The sequence below is a fragment of the Mycolicibacterium sp. SMGY-1XX genome (assembly GCF_059132455.1).
In genome coordinates, this window is record NZ_CP101139.1 from 1,247,962 (window position 1) to 1,273,850 (window position 25,889).

General features: G+C 68.7%; 25 protein-coding genes. 8 read left to right on the top strand and 17 right to left on the bottom strand.

The window, feature by feature from the left end; genetic code table 11:
- Positions 1 to 3: 3 nt before the first annotated feature.
- From mnhG to NL241_RS06140, 11 genes are all read right to left on the bottom strand, one after another.
- Positions 4 to 336, bottom strand: coding sequence for a monovalent cation/H(+) antiporter subunit G (gene mnhG / locus NL241_RS06090; RefSeq protein WP_487691758.1), 333 nt, complete (start codon positions 334 to 336; stop codon positions 4 to 6).
- Positions 333 to 611: a monovalent cation/H+ antiporter complex subunit F gene (locus NL241_RS06095; protein ID WP_487691757.1), complete on the bottom strand. Its 279-nt coding sequence runs from the start codon at positions 609 to 611 to the stop codon at positions 333 to 335. Before NL241_RS06095 ends, mnhG begins: the two co-directional genes overlap by 4 nt.
- On the bottom strand, positions 608 to 1,162 hold the full coding sequence (locus NL241_RS06100; protein WP_487691961.1) for a Na+/H+ antiporter subunit E: 555 nt from the start codon (positions 1,160 to 1,162) through the stop codon (positions 608 to 610). The genes NL241_RS06095 and NL241_RS06100 overlap by 4 nt, the downstream gene beginning before the upstream one ends.
- A 23-nt stretch (positions 1,163 to 1,185) precedes the next feature.
- Positions 1,186 to 2,784 (bottom strand): Na+/H+ antiporter subunit D, encoded by a 1,599-nt coding sequence (locus NL241_RS06105; RefSeq protein WP_494397032.1) that lies wholly within the window; start codon positions 2,782 to 2,784, stop codon positions 1,186 to 1,188.
- A complete protein-coding gene (locus tag NL241_RS06110) occupies positions 2,784 to 3,254 on the bottom strand; it encodes a Na(+)/H(+) antiporter subunit C (protein ID WP_494398247.1) in 471 nt (156 codons plus the stop codon). The genes NL241_RS06105 and NL241_RS06110 overlap by 1 nt, the downstream gene beginning before the upstream one ends.
- Positions 3,255 to 3,259: 5 nt before the next feature.
- Entirely contained in the window at positions 3,260 to 6,154 is a 2,895-nt protein-coding gene (locus NL241_RS06115) for a Na+/H+ antiporter subunit A (protein ID WP_494397033.1), read from the bottom strand.
- 313 nt (positions 6,155 to 6,467) lie between these two features.
- Entirely contained in the window at positions 6,468 to 8,636 is a 2,169-nt protein-coding gene (locus tag NL241_RS06120; RefSeq protein WP_487691753.1) for an AAA family ATPase, read from the bottom strand.
- A 1-nt stretch (position 8,637) separates the two neighbouring features.
- Positions 8,638 to 9,492 (bottom strand): CDP-alcohol phosphatidyltransferase family protein, encoded by an 855-nt coding sequence (locus NL241_RS06125; protein WP_487691752.1) that lies wholly within the window; start codon positions 9,490 to 9,492, stop codon positions 8,638 to 8,640.
- Complete coding sequence (locus tag NL241_RS06130) at positions 9,492 to 10,187, bottom strand: phosphatidylserine decarboxylase (RefSeq protein WP_494397034.1); 696 nt, start codon at positions 10,185 to 10,187, stop codon at positions 9,492 to 9,494. The genes NL241_RS06125 and NL241_RS06130 overlap by 1 nt, the downstream gene beginning before the upstream one ends.
- A gap of 69 nt (positions 10,188 to 10,256) precedes the next feature.
- On the bottom strand, positions 10,257 to 11,465 hold the full coding sequence (moeA, locus tag NL241_RS06135) for a molybdopterin molybdotransferase MoeA (RefSeq protein WP_494397035.1): 1,209 nt from the start codon (positions 11,463 to 11,465) through the stop codon (positions 10,257 to 10,259).
- Between the two features lies 1 nt (position 11,466).
- Entirely contained in the window at positions 11,467 to 12,393 is a 927-nt protein-coding gene (locus NL241_RS06140; protein ID WP_494397036.1) for an SDR family NAD(P)-dependent oxidoreductase, read from the bottom strand.
- 24 nt (positions 12,394 to 12,417) lie between these two features.
- On the opposite strand from NL241_RS06140, the gene NL241_RS06145 reads away from it, so the two are divergent.
- From NL241_RS06145 to NL241_RS06155, 3 genes are read left to right on the top strand one after another with little or no spacing between them, the layout of a single operon-like run.
- Positions 12,418 to 12,915 carry a PH domain-containing protein gene (locus NL241_RS06145; protein ID WP_487691748.1) on the top strand — a complete coding sequence of 166 codons (498 nt, stop codon included), beginning with the start codon at positions 12,418 to 12,420 and terminating at the stop codon, positions 12,913 to 12,915.
- Positions 12,905 to 14,356 (top strand): PH domain-containing protein, encoded by a 1,452-nt coding sequence (locus NL241_RS06150; protein WP_494397037.1) that lies wholly within the window; start codon positions 12,905 to 12,907, stop codon positions 14,354 to 14,356. The genes NL241_RS06145 and NL241_RS06150 overlap by 11 nt, the downstream gene beginning before the upstream one ends.
- A gap of 43 nt (positions 14,357 to 14,399) precedes the next feature.
- Positions 14,400 to 15,215 carry an HAD-IIA family hydrolase gene (locus NL241_RS06155; RefSeq protein ID WP_487691746.1) on the top strand — a complete coding sequence of 272 codons (816 nt, stop codon included), beginning with the start codon at positions 14,400 to 14,402 and terminating at the stop codon, positions 15,213 to 15,215.
- Between the two features lie 48 nt (positions 15,216 to 15,263).
- Here NL241_RS06155 and NL241_RS06160 read toward each other — a convergent pair whose 3' ends face one another.
- The 3 genes from NL241_RS06160 to NL241_RS06170 all read right to left on the bottom strand — a co-directional run bounded on the left by NL241_RS06160 (position 15,264) and on the right by NL241_RS06170 (position 18,513).
- Positions 15,264 to 16,967 (bottom strand): DEAD/DEAH box helicase, encoded by a 1,704-nt coding sequence (locus NL241_RS06160; protein WP_487691745.1) that lies wholly within the window; start codon positions 16,965 to 16,967, stop codon positions 15,264 to 15,266.
- An 87-nt stretch (positions 16,968 to 17,054) separates the two neighbouring features.
- Positions 17,055 to 17,546: a cupin domain-containing protein gene (locus NL241_RS06165; RefSeq protein WP_487691744.1), complete on the bottom strand. Its 492-nt coding sequence runs from the start codon at positions 17,544 to 17,546 to the stop codon at positions 17,055 to 17,057.
- A gap of 70 nt (positions 17,547 to 17,616) precedes the next feature.
- Complete coding sequence (locus tag NL241_RS06170; RefSeq protein ID WP_494397038.1) at positions 17,617 to 18,513, bottom strand: SDR family NAD(P)-dependent oxidoreductase; 897 nt, start codon at positions 18,511 to 18,513, stop codon at positions 17,617 to 17,619.
- A gap of 99 nt (positions 18,514 to 18,612) precedes the next feature.
- On the opposite strand from NL241_RS06170, the gene NL241_RS06175 reads away from it, so the two are divergent.
- Entirely contained in the window at positions 18,613 to 19,170 is a 558-nt protein-coding gene (locus NL241_RS06175; RefSeq protein ID WP_494397039.1) for a TetR/AcrR family transcriptional regulator, read from the top strand.
- Between the two features lie 172 nt (positions 19,171 to 19,342).
- A complete protein-coding gene (gene groL / locus NL241_RS06180) occupies positions 19,343 to 20,968 on the top strand; it encodes a chaperonin GroEL (protein ID WP_487691741.1) in 1,626 nt (541 codons plus the stop codon).
- An 83-nt stretch (positions 20,969 to 21,051) separates the two neighbouring features.
- On the opposite strand, the gene NL241_RS06185 is transcribed toward groL, so the two are convergent.
- Positions 21,052 to 21,423 carry a pyridoxamine 5'-phosphate oxidase family protein gene (locus NL241_RS06185; protein ID WP_494397040.1) on the bottom strand — a complete coding sequence of 124 codons (372 nt, stop codon included), beginning with the start codon at positions 21,421 to 21,423 and terminating at the stop codon, positions 21,052 to 21,054.
- A gap of 50 nt (positions 21,424 to 21,473) precedes the next feature.
- Here NL241_RS06185 and NL241_RS06190 point away from each other — a divergent pair, with 50 nt between their 5' ends.
- Positions 21,474 to 22,295: an SDR family NAD(P)-dependent oxidoreductase gene (locus NL241_RS06190; RefSeq protein WP_487691738.1), complete on the top strand. Its 822-nt coding sequence runs from the start codon at positions 21,474 to 21,476 to the stop codon at positions 22,293 to 22,295.
- Positions 22,296 to 22,303: 8 nt separating this feature from the next.
- Here the strand turns inward: NL241_RS06190 and NL241_RS06195 are convergent, their stop codons facing one another.
- Entirely contained in the window at positions 22,304 to 24,025 is a 1,722-nt protein-coding gene (locus NL241_RS06195; protein WP_494397041.1) for an N-acyl-D-amino-acid deacylase family protein, read from the bottom strand.
- A gap of 22 nt (positions 24,026 to 24,047) precedes the next feature.
- Here NL241_RS06195 and NL241_RS06200 point away from each other — a divergent pair, with 22 nt between their 5' ends.
- A complete protein-coding gene (locus NL241_RS06200; protein WP_487691736.1) occupies positions 24,048 to 24,479 on the top strand; it encodes a VOC family protein in 432 nt (143 codons plus the stop codon).
- 19 nt (positions 24,480 to 24,498) lie between these two features.
- Positions 24,499 to 25,014 (top strand): mycothiol transferase, encoded by a 516-nt coding sequence (locus NL241_RS06205; RefSeq protein WP_494397042.1) that lies wholly within the window; start codon positions 24,499 to 24,501, stop codon positions 25,012 to 25,014.
- Positions 25,015 to 25,061: 47 nt separating this feature from the next.
- Here NL241_RS06205 and NL241_RS06210 read toward each other — a convergent pair whose 3' ends face one another.
- Positions 25,062 to 25,862, bottom strand: a complete 801-nt coding sequence (locus tag NL241_RS06210; RefSeq protein WP_487691734.1) for an acyl-CoA thioesterase — start codon at positions 25,860 to 25,862, stop codon at positions 25,062 to 25,064.
- Positions 25,863 to 25,889: the final 27 nt, after the last annotated feature.

Genomic DNA, 25,889 nt, shown 5'->3' on the forward strand with positions numbered 1-25,889 from the left:
GCGCTAGTTGCGGTGTTCGCGCATCTCGTCTTTGGTCAGCAGTTCCTCGCGGTCACGCTGCTCGCGGTAGGCCAGCTGCCCCACCCGTTGCGCCACCACCGGGGCGGTGATGATGGTGAACAAGCCGGTGAGGATGATCATGCCCACATCGGGGTGGCCCCGCAGGCGCAGTGCCGCGCCGAAGAGCACCAGGAGCAGCCCCAGGGTCTGGGGCTTGCTGGCGGCGTGCATACGCGACAGTGTGTCGGGAAACCGGACCACCCCGGCGGCGGCCGTCAGGGCCAGCGCCGAGCCGGCCAGCACCAGCACCGCCGAGATGACATCGAATGTGTTCATCGTTTGGCGCCCCGATTCTCGGTGTCGGGCACGCGGAAACGGGCCACGCTCACCGAACCGACGAAGCTGATCAACGCCAGCGCCGCCAAGCTGTAGGTGACCGTGGTGTCGAGGCTGAACGCGGCCCAGGTGCCGATGGAGCACATGGTCACCGCCACCAGTGTGTCCAGCGCGACCAGCCGGTCGAGGGTGCTCGGTCCGGCCAGCAGCCGGAACATCGTGATGGCGGCAGCGGCGACGAGCATCACCGCGGCGATCAGCCAGATGGTGTTCATCGCGGCGCCTCCTCAGTGCTTTCCGGATCGGCCTCGAGTTCTTCCCTGGAGGCCGGTTTCCACTCCTCGTCGCGCTCGAAGGCGGCGATGAGCAGGCGTTCCACCACCTCGACCTGGTGGTAGAACTGTTTGACCGCCTTGTCGGAGCCCACGTTGATGACGTGGCAGTAGATCAACCGGCGCACCTGGTCGATCTCCAAGACGATCGAACCGGGAATCAGGTTGTAGATGTTGACCGCCAGGGCCAGCACCAGGTCCGATTTCACGGTCAGTTTGGCCCGCAGGACCGCGCTCAGCGGCGGTGGTCCCGGGCGGATGGCCAGCCAGGCGATCTGGAAACTGGACATCACCAGGTAGATGGCCACCCGGATGATCAGATTGAGCAGCGACAGCGGGTGCACCTTGCCCTGTACCGGCACCGGTGGCAGCGGGAGGGCGACGGTGATCAGCAGCGCAACGGCCAGGCCGGACAGGACGTTGGCCGCAGAGATGTTGCCCCACAACAGGATCCACACGGCGGTCAGGCCGGCCAGCACGGACAGCCGCAGCATGACCCAGCGCAGTGGTCGTTTTCTCACGGGCGGTCACCCCCCACCACCGCGGTGATGTACTGGTCGCGGTTGATCACTTCCTCGGCGGCACGCTCGCTGTAGGCGAAGATGGGACCGGCCGCCACGGTGAGCACCAACCCGACGGCGATCAGCGCCATGGTCGGGACCACCATGCCCACCGGCATCCGGCCCACGTCATCGCGGTCGTCGAACGCGATGTCCTCGTCGTCGTCGAGCAGCGCAGCCGGGGAGGCCGTCGACCGCCCACCTTCCGGCGCATCGGCCCGGGCCCGCCAGAACGCCTTGGTCCACACTCTGGCCACCACGTAGAGCGTCAGCAGGCTGGTCACCACACCGCCACCGACCAGCATCCACGCCAGCACGGACCCGTCGGCTGTTCCGGCCTCCAGCAGCGCCACCTTGCCGATGAAACCCGAGAACGGCGGGATGCCACCCAGATTCAGGGCCGGAACGATGAACACGAAGGCCAGCAGCGGGCTTGCCGCCGCGAGCCCGCCGAGCCGCTTCAAGGTCGACGCACCGGCCTGGCGTTCGATCAGACCGACCACCAGGAACAGTGTGGTCTGCACCAGGATGTGGTGCGCGACGTAGTAGATGGCACCCGACATCCCGAGCTGGCTCGACAGGGCGATGCCGAACACCATGTAGCCGATGTGGCTGACCAGCGTGAAGGACAGCAGACGTTTGATATCGCTCTGCGCGATGGCGCCCAGGATGCCGACCACCATGGTCAACAGTGCGGCCACCAGCAGCAGCGGGTCCAGTCCGCCGTCGGGGAACAGCAGGGTGTGCGCCCGGATGATGGCGTAGACGCCGACCTTGGTGAGCAGACCGGCGAACACCGCGGTGACCGGTGCCGGGGCGGTGGGGTACGAGTCGGGCAGCCAGGTGGACAGCGGGAACACGGCGGCTTTGATGCCGAAGGCGACCAGCAGCACCGCGAACAGGGCGCTGCGGGTGCCGTCGCTGACATCGTCGAGGCGCACCGCCAGCTCGGCCATGTTCAGGGTGCCGGTGGCGGCGTAGATCAGAGCCAGGCCGAACAGGAAGATCATCGACGAGACCATCGACACCATCACGTAGGCGATGCCCGCGCGAACCCGGTCCCGGGTGCCGCCGATGGTCAGCAGCACGAAGCTGGCGGACAGCAGCACCTCGAAGCCGACGTAGAGGTTGAACAGGTCGCCGGCCAGGAAGGCGCTGCACACGCCCGCCGACAGCGCCAGGTAGGTGGGCAGGAAGATCGACACCGGCTGGCGCTCGTCACCGTCGCGGATGCCCTGACCGACGGCGTAGAACATGACGGCCAGCAGCACGATCGATGACACCAGCAGCATCAGCGCCGACAACCGGTCGGCCACCAGCGTGATGCCCAGCGGGCCCATACCCGGTTCGCTCTCGCCCCAGCCGCCGACCTGCAGCGTCTGGGTTCCGTCGCGGTCCACCAGGTACACCAGCGTGGCGCACACCGCGACCACCGCCGACAGCGCCGCGACGGTGATGACGCGCTGTCCGCGCGGTTTCCGGCCCGCGATCAGGTTCAGGGCGGCGCCGAGCAACGGGATGAGCACGGGCAGCGGGATCAGGATCTGAGCAAGCATCAGCGCGACCCCTCATGCCCGGGCAGGGCGTCGAGTTCGTCGGGTTCGTCGGTGTCGGGATGGCGCGGGGTGGTGCCTTCGACGGCGTCTTCGTCAGCTTGGGCCGCCTCGGCTTCCTGCGACACCCGGGTGTCCTCGGGGTCGTTGGCCACTTCTTCGGCCGTGGTCAGCCGGTACGAGCGGTAGGCCAACGCCAGCACGAACGCCGCGATACCCATCGTGATGACGATGGCGGTCAAGATCATGCCTTGGGCCAGCGGGTCGGCCGTCGTGGTGTTGTCGCCGCTGGTGCGACCCCGGACCGGGGGATTGCCGGAGGGGCCGCCGACGGTGAGGATCAGCAGGTTGATGGCATTGCCGAGCAGCAGGAGCCCGAGCAGCATGCGGGTCAGGTTGCGTTCCAGCAGCAGGTAGACCCCGCACGTGGTGAGGCCGCCGATCATGATCAGGGGCACGACGTAGACAGTCATACCGGTCATCGACGTGCTCCTACCGGTCGGCGCGGACTGTCGACCATCTCGACATCGATCCGCGCGCCGAGGCTGCGCAGGACGTCGAGCACCAGGCCGACCACGATCAGATACACCCCGAGGTCGAAGAACAAGGCGGTGACGAACTTGATGTGGCCGAGCACGGGCACGTCGAGTTCGATGATCGCCGACGACAGCGCCGGCGCACCGAGCAGGATCGACGCCACCGCGGTGCCCGCTGAGAAGCCCAGTCCGACACCCAGGATCTTGCCCGCGTCCAGGGGCAGGGTCTCGCCCAGCTCGTACCGGCCGCCGGCCAGGTAGCGCAGCACCAGCGCCAGTCCGGCGGTCAGACCGCCGGCGAAGCCGCCGCCCGGGGTGTTGTGTCCGGTGAAGAAGAAGTAGACCGACAGCACCATGATCAGCGGGAAGATGAAGCGGGTCGCGACTTCGAGCACCAGTGAGCGGTAGCGGGGATCGCGGTACTCGCTGCCGCGCAGCCAGGTGGTGTCGCTGGCGGCGGGGCTGTAGGCCATCACCACCCCGATGTCGGGTTGGCCGGCGGGCTGGCTGGTCTGCGGGATGCGCGGTGCCGCGCCGAAGCGGCGGTGGCGGAACACCAACGAGGCGACGCCGGTGGCGGCGACCAGCAACACCGAGATCTCGCCGAGGGTGTCCCAGGCGCGGATGTCGACGAGCAGCACGTTGACGGTGTTGGAGCCGTGGCCCCGGTAGTAGGCGGCATCGGGCAGCAGGTCGGCGATGGGCCGGCCGCTGCGGGCGGCCATGGCGAAGACGGCCAGCGTGGTCACGGTGGCCCCGACGGCGACCGCCAGGGCGGCGCGTGGGAGCCGGAAGCGCTTCATGTGCGTCGCTTCGGCCTCGGCGGGCAGGGTGCGCAGCACCAGCACGAAGATCACCAGCGTCAGCGTCTCCACCAGGAACTGGGTCAGGGCCAGATCAGGGGCGCCGTGGAAGGCGAAGATGACGCCGCAGCCGTATCCGGTCAGGCCCACCAGCAGCACCGCGGCCAGGCGGTTGCGCATCACCACGGCCCCGAGCGCGCCCGCCAGCATCAGCACGCCCACCACCGGGGTCAGGACCGACTCCCACAATTGGAAGTCCGGCCGATCGCGCCCGCCGGCGATGAGCACCACGATGGGCACCAACACCAGCGTCGTCAGGATCACCGACTGGGTGGCCGGAATGGAGCCGCGCTGCGTGGCTCCGGTGAGGCGGAACGCCACCCAGTCCAGACCGCGGATGGTGGCGTCGTAGACGCGGTCGGCGTTGCCCAGCGGCAGGAAATCCATCCGCGCCCGGCGCAGCCGTCCGCGCAGGACGAAGGAGGCCGTGCCGGCCGCCAGGACGATGGCCGACAGCAGCAGCGGCAGGTTGAAGCCGTGCCACAGCGCCAGGTGGTAGCTGGCGCCGCCCGGCAGCGACTCGGCGTAGGGATCCAGCGCCTTCTCGAGGATGTTCGGCATCAGCCCGAAGAGCAGCCCCGCCGCCGCGAGCACGGCGGGAGCCACCAGGAACGTCACCGGTGGGCGGTGCAGGTTGGCCACGCGGGTGCTGGGTTCGCGCAGCCCTTTCTTGGCGAACGCGCCCCACAGGAAGCGCAGGCTGTAGATGGTGGTGAACACCGAGCCGGTGACGATGCCCGCGGTGACCCACGGCGCCCAGGTGCCCAGCGACGGGCTGTGCATCAGGGTCTCGAAGTCGGCCTCTTTGGCCACGAAGCCCAGGAACGGCGGCAGAGCCGCCATGCTGGCGGCCGCGCCCGCGGCGATGGTCATCAGGACCGGCAGCCGGCCGCCCAGCCAGGCCAGCCGGCGTATGTCGCGGGTGCCGGTGGCATGGTCGATCACGCCGGTGACCATGAACAGCGAAGCCTTGAACATGGCGTGCGCACACAGCATGGCCAAGCCGGCCAGCATGACATCACCGTCACCGGTGCCGACCAGAACGCTGATCATGCCGAGCTGGCTGACCGTGCCGAACGCGAGGATGAGCTTGAGGTCGTACTCACGGATGGCGCGCCAGCCCGCCAGGACCATGGTCAGCAGGCCGAGGCCGATCACCATCGGCCGCCAGGGCGCGGCGTCGGCGAAGCCGGGGCTCATCCGAGCGACCAGGTAGACGCCGGCCTTCACCATTGCGGCGGCGTGGAGGTAGGCGCTCACCGGGGTGGGCGCGGCCATGGCGCCGGGAAGCCAGAAGTGGAACGGGACGAGGGCTGATTTCGACAGGGCGCCGATGAGGATCAGCACGATGCCGACGTTGACGGCCAGCCCGACGGGTGGGTTGGCCACCAGATCGGAGAGCAGGTAGCTACCGCCGAGCTCACCCAGGATGATGATGCCGACCAGCATCGCCAGGCCACCCGCGGTGGTCACCATGAGTGCCTGGGTGGCGGCGCGACGGCTGGTGGCGCGTTCGGCGTAGTGCCCGACCAGCAGGAAGGACAGCACCGACGTCAGCTCCCAGAACACGTAGAGCAGCAGCAGGTTGTCGCTGGTCACCAACCCGAACATGGCGCCGGAGAAGGCCACCAGTTCGGCGGCGAAGCTGGGCAGCCGGTTTTCGGTGTGCTCGTCGTGGTGGTGGAAGTAGTCGGCGCAGTAGAACAGCACCAAGGCCCCGATGCCCAGCACCAGCACGCTCATGATGGCGGCCAGGGTGTCGAAGCGCAGGTCGATGTCCATCGACAGCTCCGGCACCCAGTTGATGGTGACCTTGTGATCATCGGCTTGGTTGGAGGGCCAGTTGGTGGCCACCCAGATCAGCGACGCGGCAGGTACCACGGCCAGGGGATAGAACGCCCGTCGTCCCCATCCGTTCACCAACAGCGGTGCCACCAGGGCGGCCACGGCATGGGCTAACAGGACGGCGAGCATGGCACTCCGTTTTCTCTGGCGCTCGGCACGCGGGTGCGCGCACTTTCGCGTCGACTTACGTCGGGGTGTCAGCCCACTGGTGGGCTTTGATCTTTACGGGTTCTTTACGGCCATTCTACGGGGTTGACCCGCGGTTGAATTCACGCCATCGCACGCGTGTGCGAATGTCGGTTGGCCGCAACGTCTTTGAGCAACAGACGGACGACGATCCGGTGGGCGCGGCCACCGATGACCAGCCCCCGATGCATCCGGCCGGAGACGCGCGGGGGAACTCGGCCCACGGTTCGGCGACCACCGGCGCGCTGTCCGGCGGTCAGCGGCCGGCCGCGAACTCCCGCAGCGACTCCACCTGAACCGGGTCCAGCGACGGCCGCACCGTCGCCCTCGCCTGCAACACATCGGCCAACGTGACATCGGCGGCGTCGATCGATCGCCGCATCGCCGTCAGCGCGGCCTCCCGCAACAACGCCACACAATCGGCGGCGCTGTACCCGTCGAGCTCGCCGGCCAGCGCATCGAGGTCCACATCGGCACTCAGCGGCACCGACTTGCTCGCGGTGCGCAGGATGTCACGGCGCGCCTCGGCGTCCGGGGGTTCGACGAACACCAGCTTCTCCAGCCGCCCGGGCCGCAGCAGCGCGGGATCGATCAGGTCGGGCCGGTTGGTGGCGCCGAGCACCACCACGTCGCGCAGCGGGTCAATGCCGTCGAGCTCGGTCAGCAGGGCGGCCACCACGCGGTCGGTGACACCGGAGTCGAAACTCTGCCCGCGCCGCGGCGCCAGCGCGTCGATCTCGTCGAGGAACACCAGCGAGGGTGCGGAATCCCTTGCGCGGCGGAACAATTCGCGCACCGCCTTCTCGGACGAGCCCACCCACTTGTCCATCAGCTCGGCGCCCTTGACGGCATGGACGGAAAGCCGGCCCGTGCTGGCAAGGGCCCGCACCACGAACGTCTTGCCGCAACCGGGCGGCCCGTAGAGCAGCACCCCCCGCGGCGGTTCCACCCCGAGCCGGGTGAAGGTGTCCGGATGCTGCAACGGCCACAGCACGGCCTCGGTGAGCGCCTGTTTAGTGGCCACCATGTCGCCGACGTCGGCGAGGGTGACCGAGCCGACCGACACTTCTTCGGTGGCCGAGCGGGACAGCGGGCGAATGACGGTCAACGCGCCGGCCAGATCGTCCTGGGTGAGCACCGGGGGTGCTCCGTCGGTGCTGGCCCGTCCGGCAGCGCGCAGCGCCGCTTCGCGCACCAGGGCGGCCAGATCGGCGACCACGAATCCCGGAGTGCGCCCGGCGATCTCGGTCAGGTCCAGGTCTCGCGTCGGTACCGCCCGCAGCAGCACTTCCAGCAGTTGGCGGCGGATATCGGCATCCGGCAGCGACAGGCCCAGCTCGCGGTCGCACACGTCGGGGGCGCGCACCCGCGGATCCAGGCCATCGGGCATCGCGGACGTGGCCACGAACGCCACCCCGGGCGTGGCGATGGCAGTGCGCAGCTCGGCGAGGATCAGGCTGGCCACCGGCTCGGGTGGCCGGTCGGCCGACGCCGGCAGCAGCGCATCGACATCGCTGATCAGCAGCACACCGCCGCCGTCGCGGACCCGGGACGTCGCGGCTGCCACCGCAGCCAACCGGGATTCGGCGGCCAGCGCGCCGATCTCGGGCCCGTCGAGCTCGACGAGTGTGCGTTCCGCGCACACCGTACGGACCAGAGTGGCTTTGCCCACCCCGGCGGGGCCGGACACCAGCACCCCGAGATTGGCGGTGGCGCCCAGGGTTTCGAGCAACTCGGGCTCGTCGAGGGCCAGCTTCAACCATTCGGTCAGCTTGCCGGCCTGCGCGTGGGCCCCTTTGAGGTCGTCGAAGCTCACCGTCGGATGCGCAGGCTCCGCGTCGACCCGCGGCACAACAGCGGCAGACCGCGACTCATCGCCCCAGCTGACCATGGAATTGGGTTGCACACTCACCGGTCCGGCGGGGTCCACCGCACTGACCGTCAGCAGCTCCGAGGTCCACGTGATGCCCACGGTCCGGGCCAGGGCGGCGCTGGCTTCCGAGGTGGAGGTGCCGGGCCCGAGGTCGCGGGGCAGCAGCGACACCGTGTCTCCGACCGTCATCACCTTGCCCAGCAGCGCTTGGCGCAGGGTGGCGGGCGACACCGAGCCGCTGGCCAGTTTGGAGCCGGTGACGGTCACCGACCGCGCGCCGTACACGGTGACGGGGGAGATCACCACCGAGGCGTCTTCGCGCAGCCCGGCGTTGGACAGGGTGACGTCATCGAGCAGCGCGGTCCCGACGGGCGTGCCGGGGCCGGCCACCCCGACCACGGCGGCGGTGGTGCGAGCGCCGGTCAGCGACACCGCGTCCCATTCGCGGATGCCCAGTGCGGCGATTGCCTCCGGATGCAGCCGGATGACGCCGCGGCGCGAATCCAGTGCCGAGGTGTTCAGCCGGGCGGTCAGGGTGACGTGGGGCGCCACCTCAGCCGCCAGGCCTGCGCAGCCCGAGTCGCGTCATCGAGCGGCGGTTGGGTTGTTTACCGCGGCGGATCTCACGACGTTGCGCGCGGCGTTCCTTGGGTTTGGCGTCCCAGGCTTCGGGCCGGGCCGCCACCCAACGCTGGCTGCGGACGGTGAACGGGATGACACACAGGTAACCGACGATGATCAGCAGCACCAGCACGTACGGGAACAGCAGTAGGGCGGCCGCGGCCGCAGCGATGGCGATCAGCAGGATGGGCGCGGCATTGGGCGGCATGGACACCGACTTCAGTGCCAGCGTAGGTACCCGGCTGATCAGCAGCGTGGCGTTGGCGGCGAACCACAGGCAGACGAACCATTGCGACGTCCACCAGCCCTCGCCGAACTGCAGCAGCGCGGCCAGCGGACCGATGACGCCGACGGCCCCGCACGGCGCGGGCATACCGGTGAAGTACTGCCGGGTGTAGGCGGGTTTGGTGTCGTCGTCGAGCAGCGCGTTGAACCTCGCCAATCGCAGCACGATGCACACGCAGTACAGCAGCGCGAAGATCCAGCCGACCGGCGACGTCGGCAGCAAGGTCACGTACACCACCAGCGCGGGCGCCACCCCGAAGTTCACCGCGTCGGCCAGCGAGTCGATCTCGGCACCCATCCGCGACTGGGCGTCCAGTGCGCGGGCGATCCCGCCGTCGATTCCGTCGAGCACCGCCGCCGCGCCGATGAGAGCCAGCGCGATGTGCGGGCGCCCGTCCAGGGCGAACTTGATGGACGTCAGCCCCGCGCAGATGGCCAGCACCGTGGTGGCGCTGGGCAGTATTCGCATCGCCCTGGGGCGCTGCTTGTTCCGGTTCGGCATTACGGCAGCTCGGCCAGGACGGTTTCTCCGGCGATCGCCCGTTGCCCGAGGCTGACCAACAGGTTCGACCCCTCGGGCAGGTAGGTGTCCAGGCGGGAACCGAAACGGATCAGGCCGTAGGTGTCGCCGATGGACAGCTTGTCACCGGCCTTGACGTCGCACACGATGCGCCGGGCCACCAGACCGGCGATCTGGGTGGTGATGATGTCGACGCCGTCGGGGGTGCGGATGACGATCGAGTTGCGCTCGTTGTCGGCGCTGGCCGACGGCAGGTCCGCAGTGCCGAACAGGCCGGGCTTGTACTCGACGGCAATCACTTCACCGCCGATCGGCGCCCGCTGGACATGGGCGTCGAGCACCGACAGGAAGATGCTGACACGCGGCAGCGGCACATCCGGCAGACCGAGTTCTGGCGGTGGCACGGCGTGCTCGATCAGGCACACCTGGCCGTCGGCCGGGGCCACCACCACCCCGGGCCGGGTGGGGGGCACCCGCTTCGGATGCCGGAAGAAGCCGGCGTGTGCGGCAGCGGCAACCAGGCCTGCGGTGCGCAACCAGCGCGACCGGTAGCCCAGGGCGGCGACAGCAAGGCTGGCGCCGACGAACGGCACGCCGGCCCGGTGCATGGGCGGAACGGTGGAGCGCACCAGGTCGACTAGATGGGAAGCTTCGGACGAGCGAGGGCGTCTGGCCACAAGCCCATACTAAGTAGGTCGCCGATGCGGCGACGGAGGAGCCGGGGAGGTGGGGCCTACCTGCAGAGACTAAGTAAGGTCCCAGACTCGCACGGGTGACCCCGCTGCGAGCTCGGTGACCTCCTCCGGGATTTCCAGCAGGCAGTTGGCCGAGGCCAGCCAGCGAAGATGGTGTGACGCGGGCGGGCCGTAGCTGGTGACCGTGCCCGCCGCCGCGTCGTACACCCCGCGCCGGAACTGCCGTTTGCCGGCCGGCGAGGTCAAAGTCTCGGCCAGCTCGGCGGTGCGGTGCGGGCGGTCGGCGTCGGGCAGGCCCATCGCCGCGCGCAATGCCGGGCGGACGAACACCTCGAACGAGACCAGCGCGCTGACCGGGTTGCCGGGCAGCGTCACGATCGGGACGCCACCGACGCGCCCTGCGCCCTGCGGCATGCCCGGCTGCATCGCCACCTTCACGAACTCCACCGCACTGTCGTCCTGGCCGTCGCCCAATGCGTCCTTGACCACTTCATACGCGCCGGCACTGACACCGCCGGTGGTGATGATCAGGTCCACGTCGGCGAGATGGCCGGCCAGCGCCGCCCGGAACTCGTCGACGTCATCGCTGGACATCGGTGCGTTGGTGGCTTCGGCGCCGGCCTCGCGGACCGCCGCCGCCAGCATGGGTGCGTTGGACTCGTAGATCTGGCCGGGCGCAAGCGTGACTCCCGGCGCCACCAGCTCGGTGCCCGTCGACATCACCAGCACCCGCTGCCGCGGCGCCACCTCGAGTTCGGCGATACCGAGCGCGGCCGCCAGCCCCAGCGCGGCCGGAGTGACCACCTGCCCGGCGCGCAACACCGTCGTCCCGGCGGTGACGTCCTCGCCCGCGGTCCGGACGTGCTGGCCCTGCGGCGCCGTCGCGCGGATTTCCACCTGCTCGGTGCCGCCGTCGGTGCGCTCCACCGGGACCACCGCCGTCGCCCCCTCGGGTAATGGCGCACCCGTCATGATCCGGTGTGCGGTGCCCGGCTGCAGGGTCAGCGGATCGGTGCGTCCGGCCGGGATGTCTTCGGCCACGGGCAGGCGGACCGGAGCCTGCACCGACGCCTCCGCGACATCGGGCGCGTACACCGCGTAGCCGTCCATCGCGGAGTTGTCGAATACGGGCAGCGACAGCGGCGCCACCACATCAGCGGTGAGCACCAACCCCTCCGCCTCGGTCAGCGGCAGCCGGATCCCGGCCCGCGGGGTGAGCAGAGCGGCGACCACCCGCTGGTGTTCCTCGACGCTGCGCATCTCAGACCGGGAACCGCACGCCGGTGAGCTCCTCCGACACCGACCACAGCCGCTCCTGCACGGCGACGTCATGGGACTGCTTGTTGGAGTCGACGAGGACGGGATGTCCCCACAGTTCCCGGAAGCCGTCGGGGCCGTAGTACTGACCGCCGGTGACCGCGGGGTCGGTGGCCGCGCGCAGGGTGGCGAGTGCGCCCATGTACGGGCTGTTGGTCACCAGGCCGGCGAGCTTGTTGAAACCGGGCAGGGTGGAACCCGGGATGTGGCGCATCAGTTCGGTGTTGGAGACGCCCGGGTGCGCGGCCACCGCGATGGTGTTGGCCTGTGCGGTGGCCAGCCGGCGCTGCAGTTCGTAGGCGAACATCACGTTGGCCAGCTTCGACTGCCCGTAGGCGGCCACCCGGTTGTAGCTGCGCTCCCACTGCAGGTCGTCGAAGTGGATGCCGGCGCGGATGTTGTGCGCGATGCTGCCGACCACCACCACCCGCGAGCCCGGCACCGGCAGCAGATGCTCCAGCAGCAGGCCGGTCAGCGCGAAGTGCCCGAGGTGGTTGGTGCCGAACTGCAACTCGAAGCCGTCCTTGGTGGTCTGCTTCGGCGGGTACATCACCCCGGCGTTGTTGATCAGCAGATCGATCCGCGGGTAGGTGGCTTTCAGCTCCTCGGCGGCGGTCCGAACCGACTGCAGCGAACCGAGATCCAGCGGTTGCACGGCCAGGTCGGCCCGCGGCACGCTGCCGAGGATCTGCGCGGCGGCGGCATTGCCCTTGTCGGTGTCGCGGACGGCGATCACCACCCGGGCGCCGCGGGCGGCCAGCACCTTGGCGGTCTCGAAACCCAGCCCGGTGTTGGCGCCGGTGACGATCGCGAGGCGACCGCTCTGGTCGGGGACGTTGTCTTCAGTCCACTTGCTCGATGTCACGCTCACACCACGAGACATTACGTACCAGGCATGCTCGACACCATGGACGGTGTGCGTGATCCGCTGTACCCGCCGAGCACCAAAGCGCCCCTGGTGTGGGCGCTCAGTGCGGCGATCCCGTGGCTGGTGGTGCTGATCGGGCTCGCGGTCTGGTTCTTCCTCGATCAGCGGGCGGCGTTGCTGCAGGTGGCGGTGGCTGTTGCGGTGGTGGTGTGCGCGGTGGTCTCGGTCTTCGTGGTGCCGGTCTGGCGGTATCGGGTGCACCGGTGGGAGATCAGCGACAAGGCGGTGTTCACCCGCACCGGGTGGCTGGTGCAGGAGCGACGCATCGCGCCGATCTCGCGGGTGCAGACCGTCGACACCCACCGGGGACCGCTGGACCGCCTGTTCGGGTTGGCCAACGTGACGGTGACGACGGCGTCGTCGGCGGGTGCGGTGCAGATCGTCGCGCTGGATTCGGCGGTCGCCGACGGGATAGTGGCACGGCTGACCGACATCGCCGCGATCGGTGAGCGCGATGCAACCTGAACCGGTCTGGAGTCGGCTGAGCCCGCGGATGCTGCTGGTGCATCCCGTGCACGAGGTGCTGCGGCAGTTGCCGTTGTTGATCGGATCGATCGTGGTGGGGTCGGCCACCAACAATCCGCTGTGGTCGTTGCTCGGGCTGGCCGGCATCATCTGTTTCGGCGTGGCGCGGTGGTTCACCACCAGTTATCGCATCGACGCCGATGAGGTGCAGTTGCGGGTCGGCGTCGTGCAGCGCAATGTGCTGACCGTTCCCCGCAACCGGATCAGGTCGGTGCAGACCGATGCCCGCCTGTTGCACCGGCTGTTGGGTTTGACCGTGCTTCGCATCAGCACCGGTCAGGAAGCTCACGGCGACAAGGCTTTTGAGCTCGATGCGGTGCCCGCTGGTGAAGTTGCCCGGCTACGGGCCGTGCTGTTGGCGGGTGCGGACGACCAGGGTGCCGACGACACGGTGCTGGCGCGCTGGGAGCCGTCCTGGCTGCGGTACAGCCCGTTGAGCATGTCGGGGCTGGTGATGATCGGCGCGGCCGTCGGTCTGGTGTACCAGGCCGGGCTGGGTGCGGCGTTGCAACGCTCCGACGTGGTGGAGTCCGGCCTGAATGCCGCACAGCGTTTCGGCGTCGCCGCGGCCGTCGCGACGCTGGTCGTCGTCGTGGTCGCGGCATCGGTGGTGCTGTCGGTGGCCAGGTCGCTGCTGAGCTACGGGAACCTGGTGCTGCGGCAACGTTTCGCCGGGGCCACGCTGCATCTGCAACACGGTCTGCTGCGGGTGCGTGAGCAGACCTTCGACATGCGCAGACTGCGCGGCGGCACCATCAGGGAGCCGCTACTGGTGCGGATCTTCGGTGGCGCGCGCCTGGACGCCGTCATGACCGGGGTCAACGGTGCGGGGGAGGCCTCACTGCTGCTGCCGCCGTGCCCGTCGGCCACCGCGCACGGTGTACTGAGCACCCTCATCGGCGACCCGGCTCCGGTGTCCGGTGAGTTGCGCAGCCACGGGCCGGCGGCGGCCCGGCGTCGCTGGACCCGTGGGCTGATGGTGCCGGCGGTGGCGGCGGTGGTCCTGACGGTCCTTGCCGTGGTGCGCGGTGTTCCGGCCTGGACGTGGGTGGTGCTGGCGGTGGCGACGGTGGTGTGCGCGCTGCTGGCCGCCGACCGGGTACGCGCACTCGGGCACCGGGTCGACAGCAGGTGGCTGGTCGCGCGCAGCGGCAGCGCCGAACGCCGCCGCGACTGTATCGCCACCGAGGGGATCATCGGGTGGACGGTGCGGCAATCGCCGTTTCAGCGCCGCTCTGGTGTGGCCACGCTCATCGCGGCAACGGCCGCGGGCACCAAACGGTATGTGGTGATCGACGTGCCGGCCGATCAGGCGTGGGTCATCGCCGGGCAGGCGTCGCCCTGGGTGGCGCAGTCCGCGTGGGCGCAGCCGTCGATTTGAGCCCACAAGTTGCGCACCGACCTCCTGCGTTTACTGTCGCACCATGGCTACCGGTGGAGTGCTCTTCGACATCGACGGTGTGCTGGTGACGTCGTGGAAGCCGATCGACGGCGCCGCAGATACCCTGCGGACGTTGGCGGACAACCAGATTGCGCGCTCTTACCTGACCAACACCACCACCCGCACCCGGGTGCAGATCGCCGAACTGCTCACCGACGCCGGCATGGACGTCACACCCGACGAGGTCATCACCGCCGCGGTGCTGACCGCCGATTTCGTCCGTGACCGTTATCCGGGCGCGCATTGCTTCCTGGTCAACAGCGGTGCCATCGCCGACGACATGCCAGGCATCGATCTGGTGTCCTCGGTCGACACCCGGGGCGGACCGATGCCCGACAAACCGGATGTGGTGCTGCTCGGCGGGGCCGGCCCCGAGTACGACCACGTGACGCTGTCCTGGGTCTACGACTGGATGGCCCAGGGGGTACCCGTCGTCGCCATGCATCGCAGCATGTCGTGGACCACCACCGAGGGGCTGCGCATCGACACCGGCATGTACCTGGCCGGGATGGAGGAGTGCTCCGGGCGCAAGGCCACCGCCGTCGGCAAGCCCGCCCCCGAGGGTTTCCTGGCGTCGGCCGCGCGCCTCGGTGTGGAACCGGACGAGATGTTCATGGTGGGTGACGACCTCAACAACGACGTGCTGGCCGCCCAGGTGGTCGGGATGACGGGCGTGCTGGTGCGCACCGGAAAGTTCCGTCAGGACACGTTGGACCGTTGGGCCGCAGACGAATTCGCCATGCAGCCCAACCACGTCATCGACTCGGTGGCGGACCTGCCTGCGCTGCTGGGTCTTTGAGGACCTGGGAGTTTCACCGGCGCTGGAGTGGCGGTGACACCCCGGGAGTCACTGGCCGAAGCCGAGTTGACGCACGGCCTCGATGCGCTCTTTGAGCTGATCGGTGGTGGCCGCCGCGACGGGTGGGCCGCCACAGATCCGGCGCAGTTCGTTGTGGATCCAGCCGTGCGGCTTGCCGAGGCGGTGATGGGCCGCCGACACCAGGGCGTTGAGCTCCTTGCGCAGATCCCGCAGCTGGCCGTGGGTGGCCCGGGGGACCGCGGGTTCGCCTGAGGCCGTGCGCTTTTCGAGCTGGGCCACCTGCCGCTTGCTCAGCAGGTCACGCATCTGGCTGACGTCGAGCAGGCCGGGGATGCCCAGGTAGTCGGCTTCCTCGTCGCTGCCGGCGGGGGTGGCGGTGCCGAACGAGGATCCCTCGAAGATCACCTGGTCCAGCTCGGCGTCGGCGCCCAGTGAGGTGAACGCCTTCTCCTCCTCGCCGGCCTCGTCTTTCTTCTGCTTGGCCAGTTCTGCGTCCAGCGGGTCCTCATCCCCCTGCGACTCGCGGTGCGGCTTACCCAGGATGTGGTTGCGCTGTTCCTCGAGCTCACTGGCCAACAGCAGCAGATTGGGCACCGACGGCAGGAAGACGCTCGCGGTCTCACCGGCTCGGCGTGACCGCACGAAGCGGCCGATGGCCTGGGCGAAGAACAGCGGCGTCGAGGCACTGGTGGCGTACACCCCGACCGAGAGCCGGGGCACGTCCACGCCTTCGGACACCATGCGCACCGCCACCATCCAGCGGCTCGTGCCCTTGGAGAACTCGGTGATGCGGTCCGAGGCGCCTTTGTCGTCGGAGAGCACCACCGTGGGTACCTCACCGGTGATGGTCTCGAGCAGTTTGGCGTAGGCGCGCGCGGTGGTCTGGTCGGAGGCGATGATCATGCCGCCGGCGTCCGGCACGTGCTGGCGCTTCTGCTGCAGCCGGATATCGGCCGCGGCGATCACCGCGGGCATCCACTGACCCGCCGGGTCCAGGGCCGTGCGCCATGCGCGGGCGGTCTGCTCGGCGTTCAGCGGTTCACCCAGCCGCGCGGCATGTTCTTCACCCGCACTGTCGCGCCAGCGGGCTTCGCCGGAGTAGGCCATGAACACCACCGGACGCACCACACCGTCGGCGAGCGCGTCGGAGTAGCCGTAGGTGTGGTCGGCCACGCTGCGCATCAGGCCGTTGCCGTCGGGTTCGTAGTTGACGAACGGGATGGGGCTGTCGTCGCTTCGGAACGGCGTACCGGTCAGCGCGAGGCGTCGCGTTGCGTCGTCAAATGCTTCGCGAATGGCGTCGCCCCAGCTCTTGGCGTCGCCGCCGTGGTGGATCTCGTCGAAGATCACCAGGGTCTTGTAGTTCTCGGTGCGCACCCGGTGCCGGGTCGGGTGGCTGGCCACCTGCGCGTAGGTGACGACGACGCCGTGGTACTCCGAGGACGTCTGCGAGTTCGAGTTGGAGAACTTCGGGTCCAGCGCAATGCCCTGGTTGGCGGCGGAGCGTGCCCACTGGATCTTCAGGTGCTCGGTGGGGACGACGATGGTGACCTTGTCGACCACCCGCTCGTTGAGCATCTCGGCGGCCAGTCGCAGTGCGAACGTGGTCTTGCCCGCGCCGGGGGTGGCGACCGCCAGAAAATCGCGCGGTTTGGTGGTCAGATACTTGACCAGCGCCTTTCGCTGCCAGCTCCGCAGTGACTGGGTGCTGGGCGCTGCTTCAGCCCGCACCCTGGGACTCCTCTCGACGGAAATCCACCCTAGGGCAATAGGTTCCGTGCGCGCGACTTCGCCCGGCGTGTCTCGTGTCGATAAACCTCACACGAAGAAGTTGTCGTTCTTGATGAACCACTCCCGGCGCTCGTCGTCGCTCAGCTCACCGAGCTGCGCCAACCCTTCGAAGTAGTGCTCGCGGGGCGCCCCGGGGGCGAACAGCATCAGGATCGACGCCGGTTCGTCGGCCACATTGCGGAAGCCGTGGATGCCTCCCGGCGGCACGTACAGGAAGTCCTTCGGCCCGCCCGTCTTCCACTCGGTGCCGTCGTAGAGCTCGATGGTCCCCGACAGCACGAAGAAGGCTTCCGACATGGCCCGGTGGAAATGCGGGCCCGGCCCGCCGCCTTCGGCCGCGATCTCCACCCGGTACAGGCCGTAGTCGCCGCCGGTGTCCTGTTGGTTGGCCAGATAGTGGTACTGGACCAGCCCGAAGGCGTCGTAGTCCGGCGGCTCGTCACCGCGCTTGAGCCAAGCGCTGACTTCGGGGTCGCCGTGGAAACGCGCGGGCGGGTATGGCGGCACAACCAGAGACACCCGCCTCACGATAGCCCGGTCGACGAGGCGGCGACGGAGGAGCCGGGGAGGGAGGGCCGGGCGACGCGGTTCAGACGGGGAACGTCACCCCGGTGAGTTCCTCGGAGATGGTCCACAGTCGGCGCTGCAGGGCGACGTCGTAGGACTGGGCGCTGGAGGCGACGACGACGGGGTTGCCCTTGGACTGTCCGATGCCGTCGGGTCCGTAGTACTGGCCGCCCAGGACACCCGGGTCGGTGGCGGCCCGCAATGACGGCAGTGCGCCGCCCGCGGCGCTCTGCGCGATCAGCGGGGCGACTCCCATGAAGACCCGCTCGACCGGTCGAGGCAGGTTGCGTGCCAGTTCCGTGGTCGAGGTTCCCGGGTGCGCGGCGACGGCGATGGTCTTCCCGCGGGGAGCCAGTCGGCGCTGCAGTTCGTAGGTGAACAGCAGGTTGGCCAGCTTCGATTGGGTGTAGGCGCCCATCCGGTTGTACTTGCGCTCCCACTGCAGGTCATCGAAGTGGATGGCGCCGCCCATCTTGTGGCCGTTGCTGCTGACCGTCACCACCCGCGCGCCCGGCACGTCGAGCAGCGAGTCCAGCAGCAGGCCGGTCAGCGCGAAGTGGCCGAGGTGGTTGGTGCCGAACTGGAGCTCGAACCCGTCCTTGGTGGTGCCCTTCGGGGTGGTCATGACGCCGGCGTTGTTGATCAGCAGGTCGATCTTGTCGAAGCGCGCGCGCAGTCCCTCGGCGGCCTCGCGAATCGATGCCAATGACGTCAGGTCGAGTTCTTGGACCTGCACGTTGCCACCCATCCGCGCGGCGGCTTCCTTGCCCTTGTCGGTGTTGCGGACGGCGAGTACGACGTTCGCGCCCCTGGCGGCCAGGGCCTTGGCGGTCTCGAAACCCAGCCCGGTGTTGGCGCCGGTGATCACGGCCGTGCGGCCGGTCTGGTCGGGGATGTCGGTGGTGGTCCATACGGTCATCTCGGGTGCTCCTCGCGTGAGTATCCTGGATCAACCGGGGCGTGCGCCCCGCTTGGATCGACTATACGGAACGATCGCCCCGTTTAGAGGAGGTGCGCTATGAGCGAAACTGCCCGCCCGCTGCGCGCCGACGCTGCCCGCAACCGGGCGAAGGTGCTCGAGGTCGCCTATGACACCTTCGCCGCTGAGGGCCTTGCCGTCCCGATCGACGAGATCGCCCGTCGCGCCGGCGTCGGAGCGGGCACGGTCTACCGGCACTTCCCGACAAAAGAGGCCCTGTTCGGCGCCGTCTTCGAAGACCGGATCCGGCGCATCGGCGAACACGCCCTCGCGCTGCTCGAATCCGAAGGTCCCGGCCAGGCCCTGTTCGTGTTCCTGCGCGCGATGGTGCGCACCGGTGCCACCGACTACGGACTGGTGGATGCACTGGCCGGCTACGGAATAGACCTCGAGACGGCCGCCCCGGGGGCGGAAGCGCAATTCCTCGGCACGCTCGAAAAATTGTTGACGGCCGCTCAGCGGGCGGGCTCGGTCCGCACCGATGTGGGCGTCATGGAAGTCAAAGCGCTACTGCTGGTCTGCAAGTCGGCGCAGCTGTACGGAAATGACGTCTCCGAGCGGGTGGCCGACGTGATCGCCGACGGATTGCGCACCTGATCGTTTCCTTGCACTCGGCATGGGCGAGTGCTAAGAATGACGTTGGCACTCGCGCCATGTGAGTGCCAGGTCGGGACGGTGAGGCAGGGGCCGCACAGCCCACAGCCGTCCGTCGCGGGCACTGATTCCGGCCGACAGACGTGCCATTCCAATCCGGAGGAATCACTTCGCAATGGCTAAGACAATTGCGTATGACGAAGAGGCCCGTCGCGGCCTCGAGCGGGGCCTGAACAGCCTCGCCGACGCGGTAAAGGTGACGCTGGGCCCCAAGGGTCGCAACGTCGTCCTGGAGAAGAAGTGGGGCGCCCCCACGATCACCAACGATGGTGTGTCCATCGCCAAGGAGATCGAGCTCGAGGACCCGTACGAGAAGATCGGCGCTGAGCTGGTCAAAGAGGTCGCCAAGAAGACCGACGACGTCGCGGGTGACGGCACCACCACCGCCACCGTGCTGGCACAGGCGCTGGTTCGTGAGGGCCTGCGCAACGTGGCCGCCGGCGCCAACCCGCTCGGCCTGAAGCGCGGCATCGAGAAGGCCGTGGAAAAGGTCACCGAGGGTCTCCTGAAGTCGGCCAAGGAGGTCGAGACCAAGGACCAGATCGCCGCCACCGCCGGCATCTCCGCGGGCGACCAGACCATCGGCGACCTGATCGCCGAGGCCATGGACAAGGTGGGCAACGAGGGTGTCATCACCGTCGAGGAGTCCAACACCTTCGGCCTGCAGCTGGAGCTCACCGAGGGTATGCGCTTCGACAAGGGCTACATCTCGGGCTACTTCGTCACCGACGCCGAGCGTCAGGAAGCCGTCCTCGAGGATCCTTACATCCTCCTGGTCAGCTCCAAGGTGTCGACCGTCAAGGACCTGCTGCCCCTGCTGGAGAAGGTCATCCAGGCCGGCAAGCCGCTGCTGATCATCGCCGAGGACGTCGAGGGCGAAGCCCTATCCACCCTGGTGGTCAACAAGATCCGTGGCACCTTCAAGTCCGTGGCCGTCAAGGCTCCGGGCTTCGGTGACCGCCGCAAGGCCATGCTGCAGGACATCGCCATCCTCACCGGTGGCCAGGTCGTCAGCGAAGAGGTCGGTCTGTCCCTGGAGACCGCCGACATCTCGCTGCTGGGCCAGGCCCGCAAGATCGTCGTCACCAAGGACGAGACCACCATCGTCGAGGGCTCGGGCGACTCCGACGCCATCGCCGGTCGTGTGGCCCAGATCCGTGCCGAGATCGAGAACAGCGACTCCGACTACGACCGCGAGAAGCTGCAGGAGCGCCTGGCCAAGCTGGCCGGCGGTGTTGCGGTGATCAAGGCCGGCGCTGCCACCGAGGTGGAGCTCAAGGAGCGCAAGCACCGCATCGAGGACGCCGTGCGTAACGCCAAGGCTGCCGTCGAAGAGGGCATCGTCGCCGGTGGCGGCGTGGCCCTGCTGCAGTCGGCTCCGTCGCTGGATGAGCTGAAGCTCACCGGTGACGAGGCCACCGGCGCCAACATCGTGCGTGTCGCGCTGTCGGCTCCGCTGAAGCAGATCGCCTTCAACGCCGGCCTCGAGCCCGGTGTTGTCGCCGAGAAGGTCTCGAACCTTCCCGCGGGCCACGGCCTGAACGCTGCGTCCGGCGAGTACGAAGACCTGCTCAAGGCCGGCGTCGCCGACCCGGTGAAGGTCACCCGCTCGGCGCTGCAGAACGCGGCGTCCATCGCGGCGCTGTTCCTCACCACCGAGGCCGTCGTCGCCGACAAGCCGGAGAAGGCCGCCGCACCTGCGGGCGACCCGACCGGTGGCATGGGCGGTATGGACTTCTGAGTCCCGTTCGAAGAGAGGCCCGGTCCCGTTCGCGGGGCCGGGCCTTTTCGTTGTCCTGATGCTCAGGAACGTCCAGCGGGACCTCAGCTCTCCAGCGGCTGGCAGTCGTCTTTGCATCCGGGCTTTGTCACGGACCCGGCCGCCGCCTTGCGGTGCAGTACGGCACGGCTGGGCACGACACGCAGGGCATCGCCGACGAACTCGCCGCGACCATCGACGATCAGCGTGTAACCGTCGGGCTCGCGCGGCGGCCACAGCAGGGTGACGCCGTCACGGGGTGAGAGATTGCGCCGCGTGCTGTTGCCCACCGACCCGACGTCGAACACACCGTCGGACAGCGCCGGATCCACCGCGACGGTGTGCGCATGATGGTCGTCGCTGACGGTGATCAGGTAGGCGAACGTGTAATCGGCGAGTGCATCGGCCAGCTGATCGAGATCCACCTTGACACTCATTCGGCGAGCTTATTGGAATAGCGCCGCCCGGCCCATGGGTTGTCGGGCTTATGGCACTTCCACCGCCCAGCCCCACCAGCACGGCCGTCATCACCGGCGCTTCGTCCGGCATCGGGGCCGACCTGGCCCGCGAGCTGGCCGCGCGCGGCCACGGCGTCACCCTGGTGGCCCGCCGCGAGGACAGGCTGCGGGAACTGGCGGCCGAACTCGCCGGGTCTGTCAGGGTCGAGGTGATCGCCTGCGATGTTGCCGACCCCCATGCGCGCGCCGCACTCTTCGACGAGCTCGACGCGCGTGGCCTGACCGTCGACATCCTGGTCAACAACGCCGGCATCGGCGTCATCGGTGCGGTGGCCACCGCCCCGGTGGACGACGAGATCGCTCAGGTCCGCGTCAACGTCGAGGCCGTCATCGACCTCACCACCCGTGCCGTGCAGCAGATGGTGCCGCGCGGGCGCGGTGCCATCCTCAACGTCGGCTCCACGGCGGCCTTCCAACCGTTTCCGGGGCAAGCGGGTTATGCCGCCACCAAGGCCTTCGTCGCGACGTTCAGCGAAGGGCTCCGCGCCGAACTCGACGGCACCGGCGTCACCGTTGCGGTTCTGCATCCAGGCCCGGTGCGCACCGGGTTCCTCGAGGCGGCCGGCATGGACGAACGCACCTTCGCCGACGCCTTCCCGAAGTTCATGTGGTTGCCGGCGCGCGAGGTCGCCAGGATCGGCATCGACGCTCTCGACGGTGACCGTGGCAGCGTCATCGCCGGACGGGCGAACCAGATCGCCAAGCACGTCATGGCGCTGCTGCCGCGCAAGGTGCTGCTCAAGGTGCTTGCCGGTCAACACCCGGCGCTCAAGCGCGACTCAGCGCGCTGACCGCCAGGTCAGGGTGCCGGCTCGGGTTGCCGACCGCGCACCAGCCGCCCGGGCCGCGCCGCGGTGGGCACACCGTTCTCGGCGATCACCTCACCGGAGACGATGGTGGCGACGTAGCCGTCGGCGGTTTGATCGAGGCGACGACCGCCTGCGGGCAGGTCGCGGGTGATCACGGGTTTGTGGACCCGCATCGCGCCGTGGTCGATGACGTTCAGATCGGCCTTGTAGCCCACCATGATTCGGCCGCGGTCGGCCAGACCCGCCACCCGTGCGGGCACCGAAGTCAGCTCGCGGACGGCCTCGGCGACACTGAGCCGGCCCCGGTCACGGTCCCGGGCCCAGTGTGTCAGCAGAAACGTCGGGAACCCGGCATCGCAGATCATGCCGTAGTGCGCGCCGCCGTCACCGAGGCCGAGCACCACATCGTCGCGGCGCATCAGCCGGCCCACCGTGTCGAGGGAGTTGTTCTCGAAATTGCCCATGGCCACCATCAACATGGCGTGTCCGCCGTCCTCGAGCAGCCGGTCGTAAGCCTCTTCCATCGGGCTGACTCCGCGGGCGCGGGCCTGCGCGCCGACACTCGTCGAGGCGTCCGGCTCGTAGTCCGGGTCGTCGTCCAGCGGAAACATCCAGTCCCACGCCTGGGCGAAATACAGCAGTGGGTGACCTGGGGTGGGGGAGTCGGCCAGGATGCGGGCCCGCACGTCGGGGCGACGCATCTGCGCCACCCGTTCGGCCAGCGGCAGGTCGGCGATCTCGCGGTAACTCGGGTACAGCACAAAGGGATTCGCGGTCAGTTCCAGACCGACGACCAGCCCGATGGGCCGGGGGAACATCTGCGCGCCCACTTGCCCGCCGGCCGCGTTGGACTTCTCGATCAAGGCCATGGCCTCGGGCCACAGGGGATCCCCCACGTTCCCGGTCAGCAGCGAGAACGTCACCGGCAGACCCGCTTCGGCGGCGACCTCGAACACCTGGGCCAGCACCCCTTCGAAACCGCCGGCCGGGATGTCGGGGACGAACTGGATCAGCCCGCCGCCGCCGTCGGCCACGCCGGCGAAGATGGCTTCGAGTTCGTCGCGGCCGGCGTCGTAACTCGGTATGGGCGAGCCGCTTTCGGTTTTGTGGAACGCGAACCGCGACGATGCGAACCCCAGCGCGCCGGCCCGCATCGCCTCGGCGGCCAGGTCTCGCATCTGCTCGAGGTCGGCAGGCGTGGCCGGTTCGCGGTCGGCGCCGCGCTGACCCATCACGTACACCCGCAGCGGCGAATGCGGCAGGTAGACCGCCACGTCGATATCGCGCTGTCTCGACGACAACGCATCGAGGTACTCCGGGAACGTCTGCCATGTCCACGGCAGACCGTCGGTCATCACCACCCCCGGGATGTCCTCGACCCCGGCCATCACGTCGACCAGCACGTCGTGATCCTCGGCGCGACACGGTGCGAAGCCGACACCACAGTTGCCCATCACCGCGGTGGTGACACCGTGCGCCGAGGACGGTGTGAGCCGGTCCGACCAGATGGCCTGCCCGTCGTAATGGGTGTGCAGATCCACGAAGCCCGGCGTCACCAGCAGCCCGGAGGCGTCGATATCGCGTTCGGCGCCGTCGGCCACCGTGCCGACGGCGGTGATCACCCCATCGGATATCGCGACATCGCCGACGAACGGTTCCCCGCCGAGCCCGTCGACGATGGTGCCGTTACGAATAACCAGATCATGTGTCACCCCACGAACATACGATGGCGACGTGATCGATCACTTCGGAATCAACTGCAGCGACTGGGCGACATCGCAGGAGTTCTACGACAAGGTGCTGGGTGTACTCGGGTACAGCCGGCAGATGGATTTCGGTGTTGCCGTCGGCTACGGCACCGAAGGGCACCCCACGTTCTGGATCGCCGACGCCAGCGCGGGGGAGGCGGCCGGACCCAACCGGGAGACGCACATCGCGTTCTCGGCGCCGTCCCCGGAGGACGTGCAGGCGTTCTTCCGCATGGCGCTGGCGTTGGGCGCCGAGCCGCTTCACGAACCACGATTGTGGCCGGAGTACCACGAGAAGTACTACGGCGCGTTCGTCCGTGATCCCGACGGCAACAATGTCGAGGCGGTGTTCCACGGCGGCGGCCCTGCCGGTCATGGCGATTCGCACGGGTCGCTCGGACCGAATTCCTACGCCTGAGCGGCGTAGCGTCGAAGTCATGGCTGAACCTCGAGACGCTATCCAGGACCTGCTGCGCGACGCGTTCACCCGGCTCATCGAGCATGTCGACGAGATCACCGACGGGCTCGATGACGGGGTGCTGACCTACCGGCCGACACCGGATGCCAACACCGTGGCCTGGCTGCTCTGGCACAGCGCCCGCGTGCAGGATGCGCAGGTGGCCGACGTCGCCGGCGTCGAACAGGCCTGGACCGCCGGCGGGTGGGTCGACAAATTCGGTCTCGACCTCCCGCGCGATGACACCGGCTACGGGCACTCATCGGAGGACGTCGCGAAAGTCCAGGCCAGCTCGCAGAACCTGGTCGGCTATTACCGTGCGGTGCACGAGCTCACACTGGCCTACGTGGCCAAACTCGATGCCGACGAACTGGAGCGGGTCATCGACGAGAACTGGGATCCGCCGGTGACGGCCAGTGTCCGGCTGGTCAGTGTCATCGACGACTGCGCCCAGCACCTCGGACAGGCGGCATACGTGCGGGGCATCTTCGAGTGACCGATCCGGCCGAGGGACGAGGCCGGTGTGGAACGAGACAGTCGGATCTAGCTCTTGAAGTAGACGATCTGGTGCGTGACGGCGAGCAAGGTGCCGTCACGGCCCCAGATCTGGGCGTTCTGGTCGAAGAAACCACCTGAAAAGCGTTGGGCGCGTGCGGTTGCCAGCAGCCAGTCGGAGCCCTGCGCGGCCAGCTCGGCGGCGTCGGCGTGGAAGTACACGGTCAAGGAGATGGTGCCCGCCGGGATGAACTGCCCCCGCCGCAGGAACACCCGCGGGTAGAACACGTCGCACAGCGCGGTGAGCCCGGGAAAGTCCACGGCACGTTCGGGCTGCGCGCGCACCCACAGGGTGGTGGTCGAGTCACTGCTCTCGGCGGCGCCCTCGCCGGGCATGGACCCTTCGACGAACCGCATCTCGTAGTTGCGGGTCCAAGTCACGAAGCTCGAGATGTCCTGCGCTGCGGCGTCGTCGGGACCGGGCACCGCCGGTGGCTGCGATTCGGTGTCCGACCAGGTGTCGCGGCGCACTCCGAACACCGCGGTGGCGGTGGTCTTGACCTCGCCATCCTGGATGAGTTCGGCCGTCCAGTGCTGATTGGTGCGGTTGGTGCGGGCGGGGCGCAGGTCGATGACGAAGGCGCCGTCGGCGATGGGCGCGGCGTAGTTCACTGTCAGCGACACCGGGTCGCCCAGCCGATCGGGGTGCTCTTCGATGGCCCGGATGAAGGCCGCGGCGGTGAGCCCCCCGAACGGGCCCACCATGTTCGCGAACTCCGGCGTGGTGCGTCCCCGCGCCGAGCCGTCGCGGGAATCGAGGGCGAGCGCGACGTCGAACGGATGGGTCATGACGCTCAACCTACCGGTCGGCGCGAA

What these genes read in the sequence shown, in the direction of transcription:
- NL241_RS06145 (WP_487691748.1), top strand. Translation starts at nt 12,418, where the DNA reads ATGCTCGACACCATGGACGGTGTGCGTGATCCGCTGTACCCGCCGAGC.
- moeA (WP_494397035.1), bottom strand. Translation starts at nt 11,465, where the DNA reads ATGCGCAGCGTCGAGGAACACCAGCGGGTGGTCGCCGCTCTGCTCACC.
- NL241_RS06110 (WP_494398247.1), bottom strand. Translation starts at nt 3,254, where the DNA reads ATGACTGTCTACGTCGTGCCCCTGATCATGATCGGCGGCCTCACCACG.
- NL241_RS06100 (WP_487691961.1), bottom strand. Translation starts at nt 1,162, where the DNA reads ATGCTGCGGCTGTCCGTGCTGGCCGGCCTGACCGCCGTGTGGATCCTG.
- NL241_RS06105 (WP_494397032.1), bottom strand. Translation starts at nt 2,784, where the DNA reads ATGCTTGCTCAGATCCTGATCCCGCTGCCCGTGCTCATCCCGTTGCTC.
- NL241_RS06125 (WP_487691752.1), bottom strand. Translation starts at nt 9,492, where the DNA reads ATGCCGAACCGGAACAAGCAGCGCCCCAGGGCGATGCGAATACTGCCC.
- NL241_RS06155 (WP_487691746.1), top strand. Translation starts at nt 14,400, where the DNA reads ATGGCTACCGGTGGAGTGCTCTTCGACATCGACGGTGTGCTGGTGACG.
- NL241_RS06150 (WP_494397037.1), top strand. Translation starts at nt 12,905, where the DNA reads ATGCAACCTGAACCGGTCTGGAGTCGGCTGAGCCCGCGGATGCTGCTG.
- NL241_RS06210 (WP_487691734.1), bottom strand. Translation starts at nt 25,862, where the DNA reads ATGACCCATCCGTTCGACGTCGCGCTCGCCCTCGATTCCCGCGACGGC.
- NL241_RS06205 (WP_494397042.1), top strand. Translation starts at nt 24,499, where the DNA reads ATGGCTGAACCTCGAGACGCTATCCAGGACCTGCTGCGCGACGCGTTC.
- NL241_RS06175 (WP_494397039.1), top strand. Translation starts at nt 18,613, where the DNA reads ATGAGCGAAACTGCCCGCCCGCTGCGCGCCGACGCTGCCCGCAACCGG.
- NL241_RS06095 (WP_487691757.1), bottom strand. Translation starts at nt 611, where the DNA reads ATGAACACCATCTGGCTGATCGCCGCGGTGATGCTCGTCGCCGCTGCC.
- NL241_RS06170 (WP_494397038.1), bottom strand. Translation starts at nt 18,513, where the DNA reads ATGACCGTATGGACCACCACCGACATCCCCGACCAGACCGGCCGCACG.
- mnhG (WP_487691758.1), bottom strand. Translation starts at nt 336, where the DNA reads ATGAACACATTCGATGTCATCTCGGCGGTGCTGGTGCTGGCCGGCTCG.
- NL241_RS06190 (WP_487691738.1), top strand. Translation starts at nt 21,474, where the DNA reads ATGGCACTTCCACCGCCCAGCCCCACCAGCACGGCCGTCATCACCGGC.
- NL241_RS06185 (WP_494397040.1), bottom strand. Translation starts at nt 21,423, where the DNA reads ATGAGTGTCAAGGTGGATCTCGATCAGCTGGCCGATGCACTCGCCGAT.
- NL241_RS06115 (WP_494397033.1), bottom strand. Translation starts at nt 6,154, where the DNA reads ATGCTCGCCGTCCTGTTAGCCCATGCCGTGGCCGCCCTGGTGGCACCG.
- groL (WP_487691741.1), top strand. Translation starts at nt 19,343, where the DNA reads ATGGCTAAGACAATTGCGTATGACGAAGAGGCCCGTCGCGGCCTCGAG.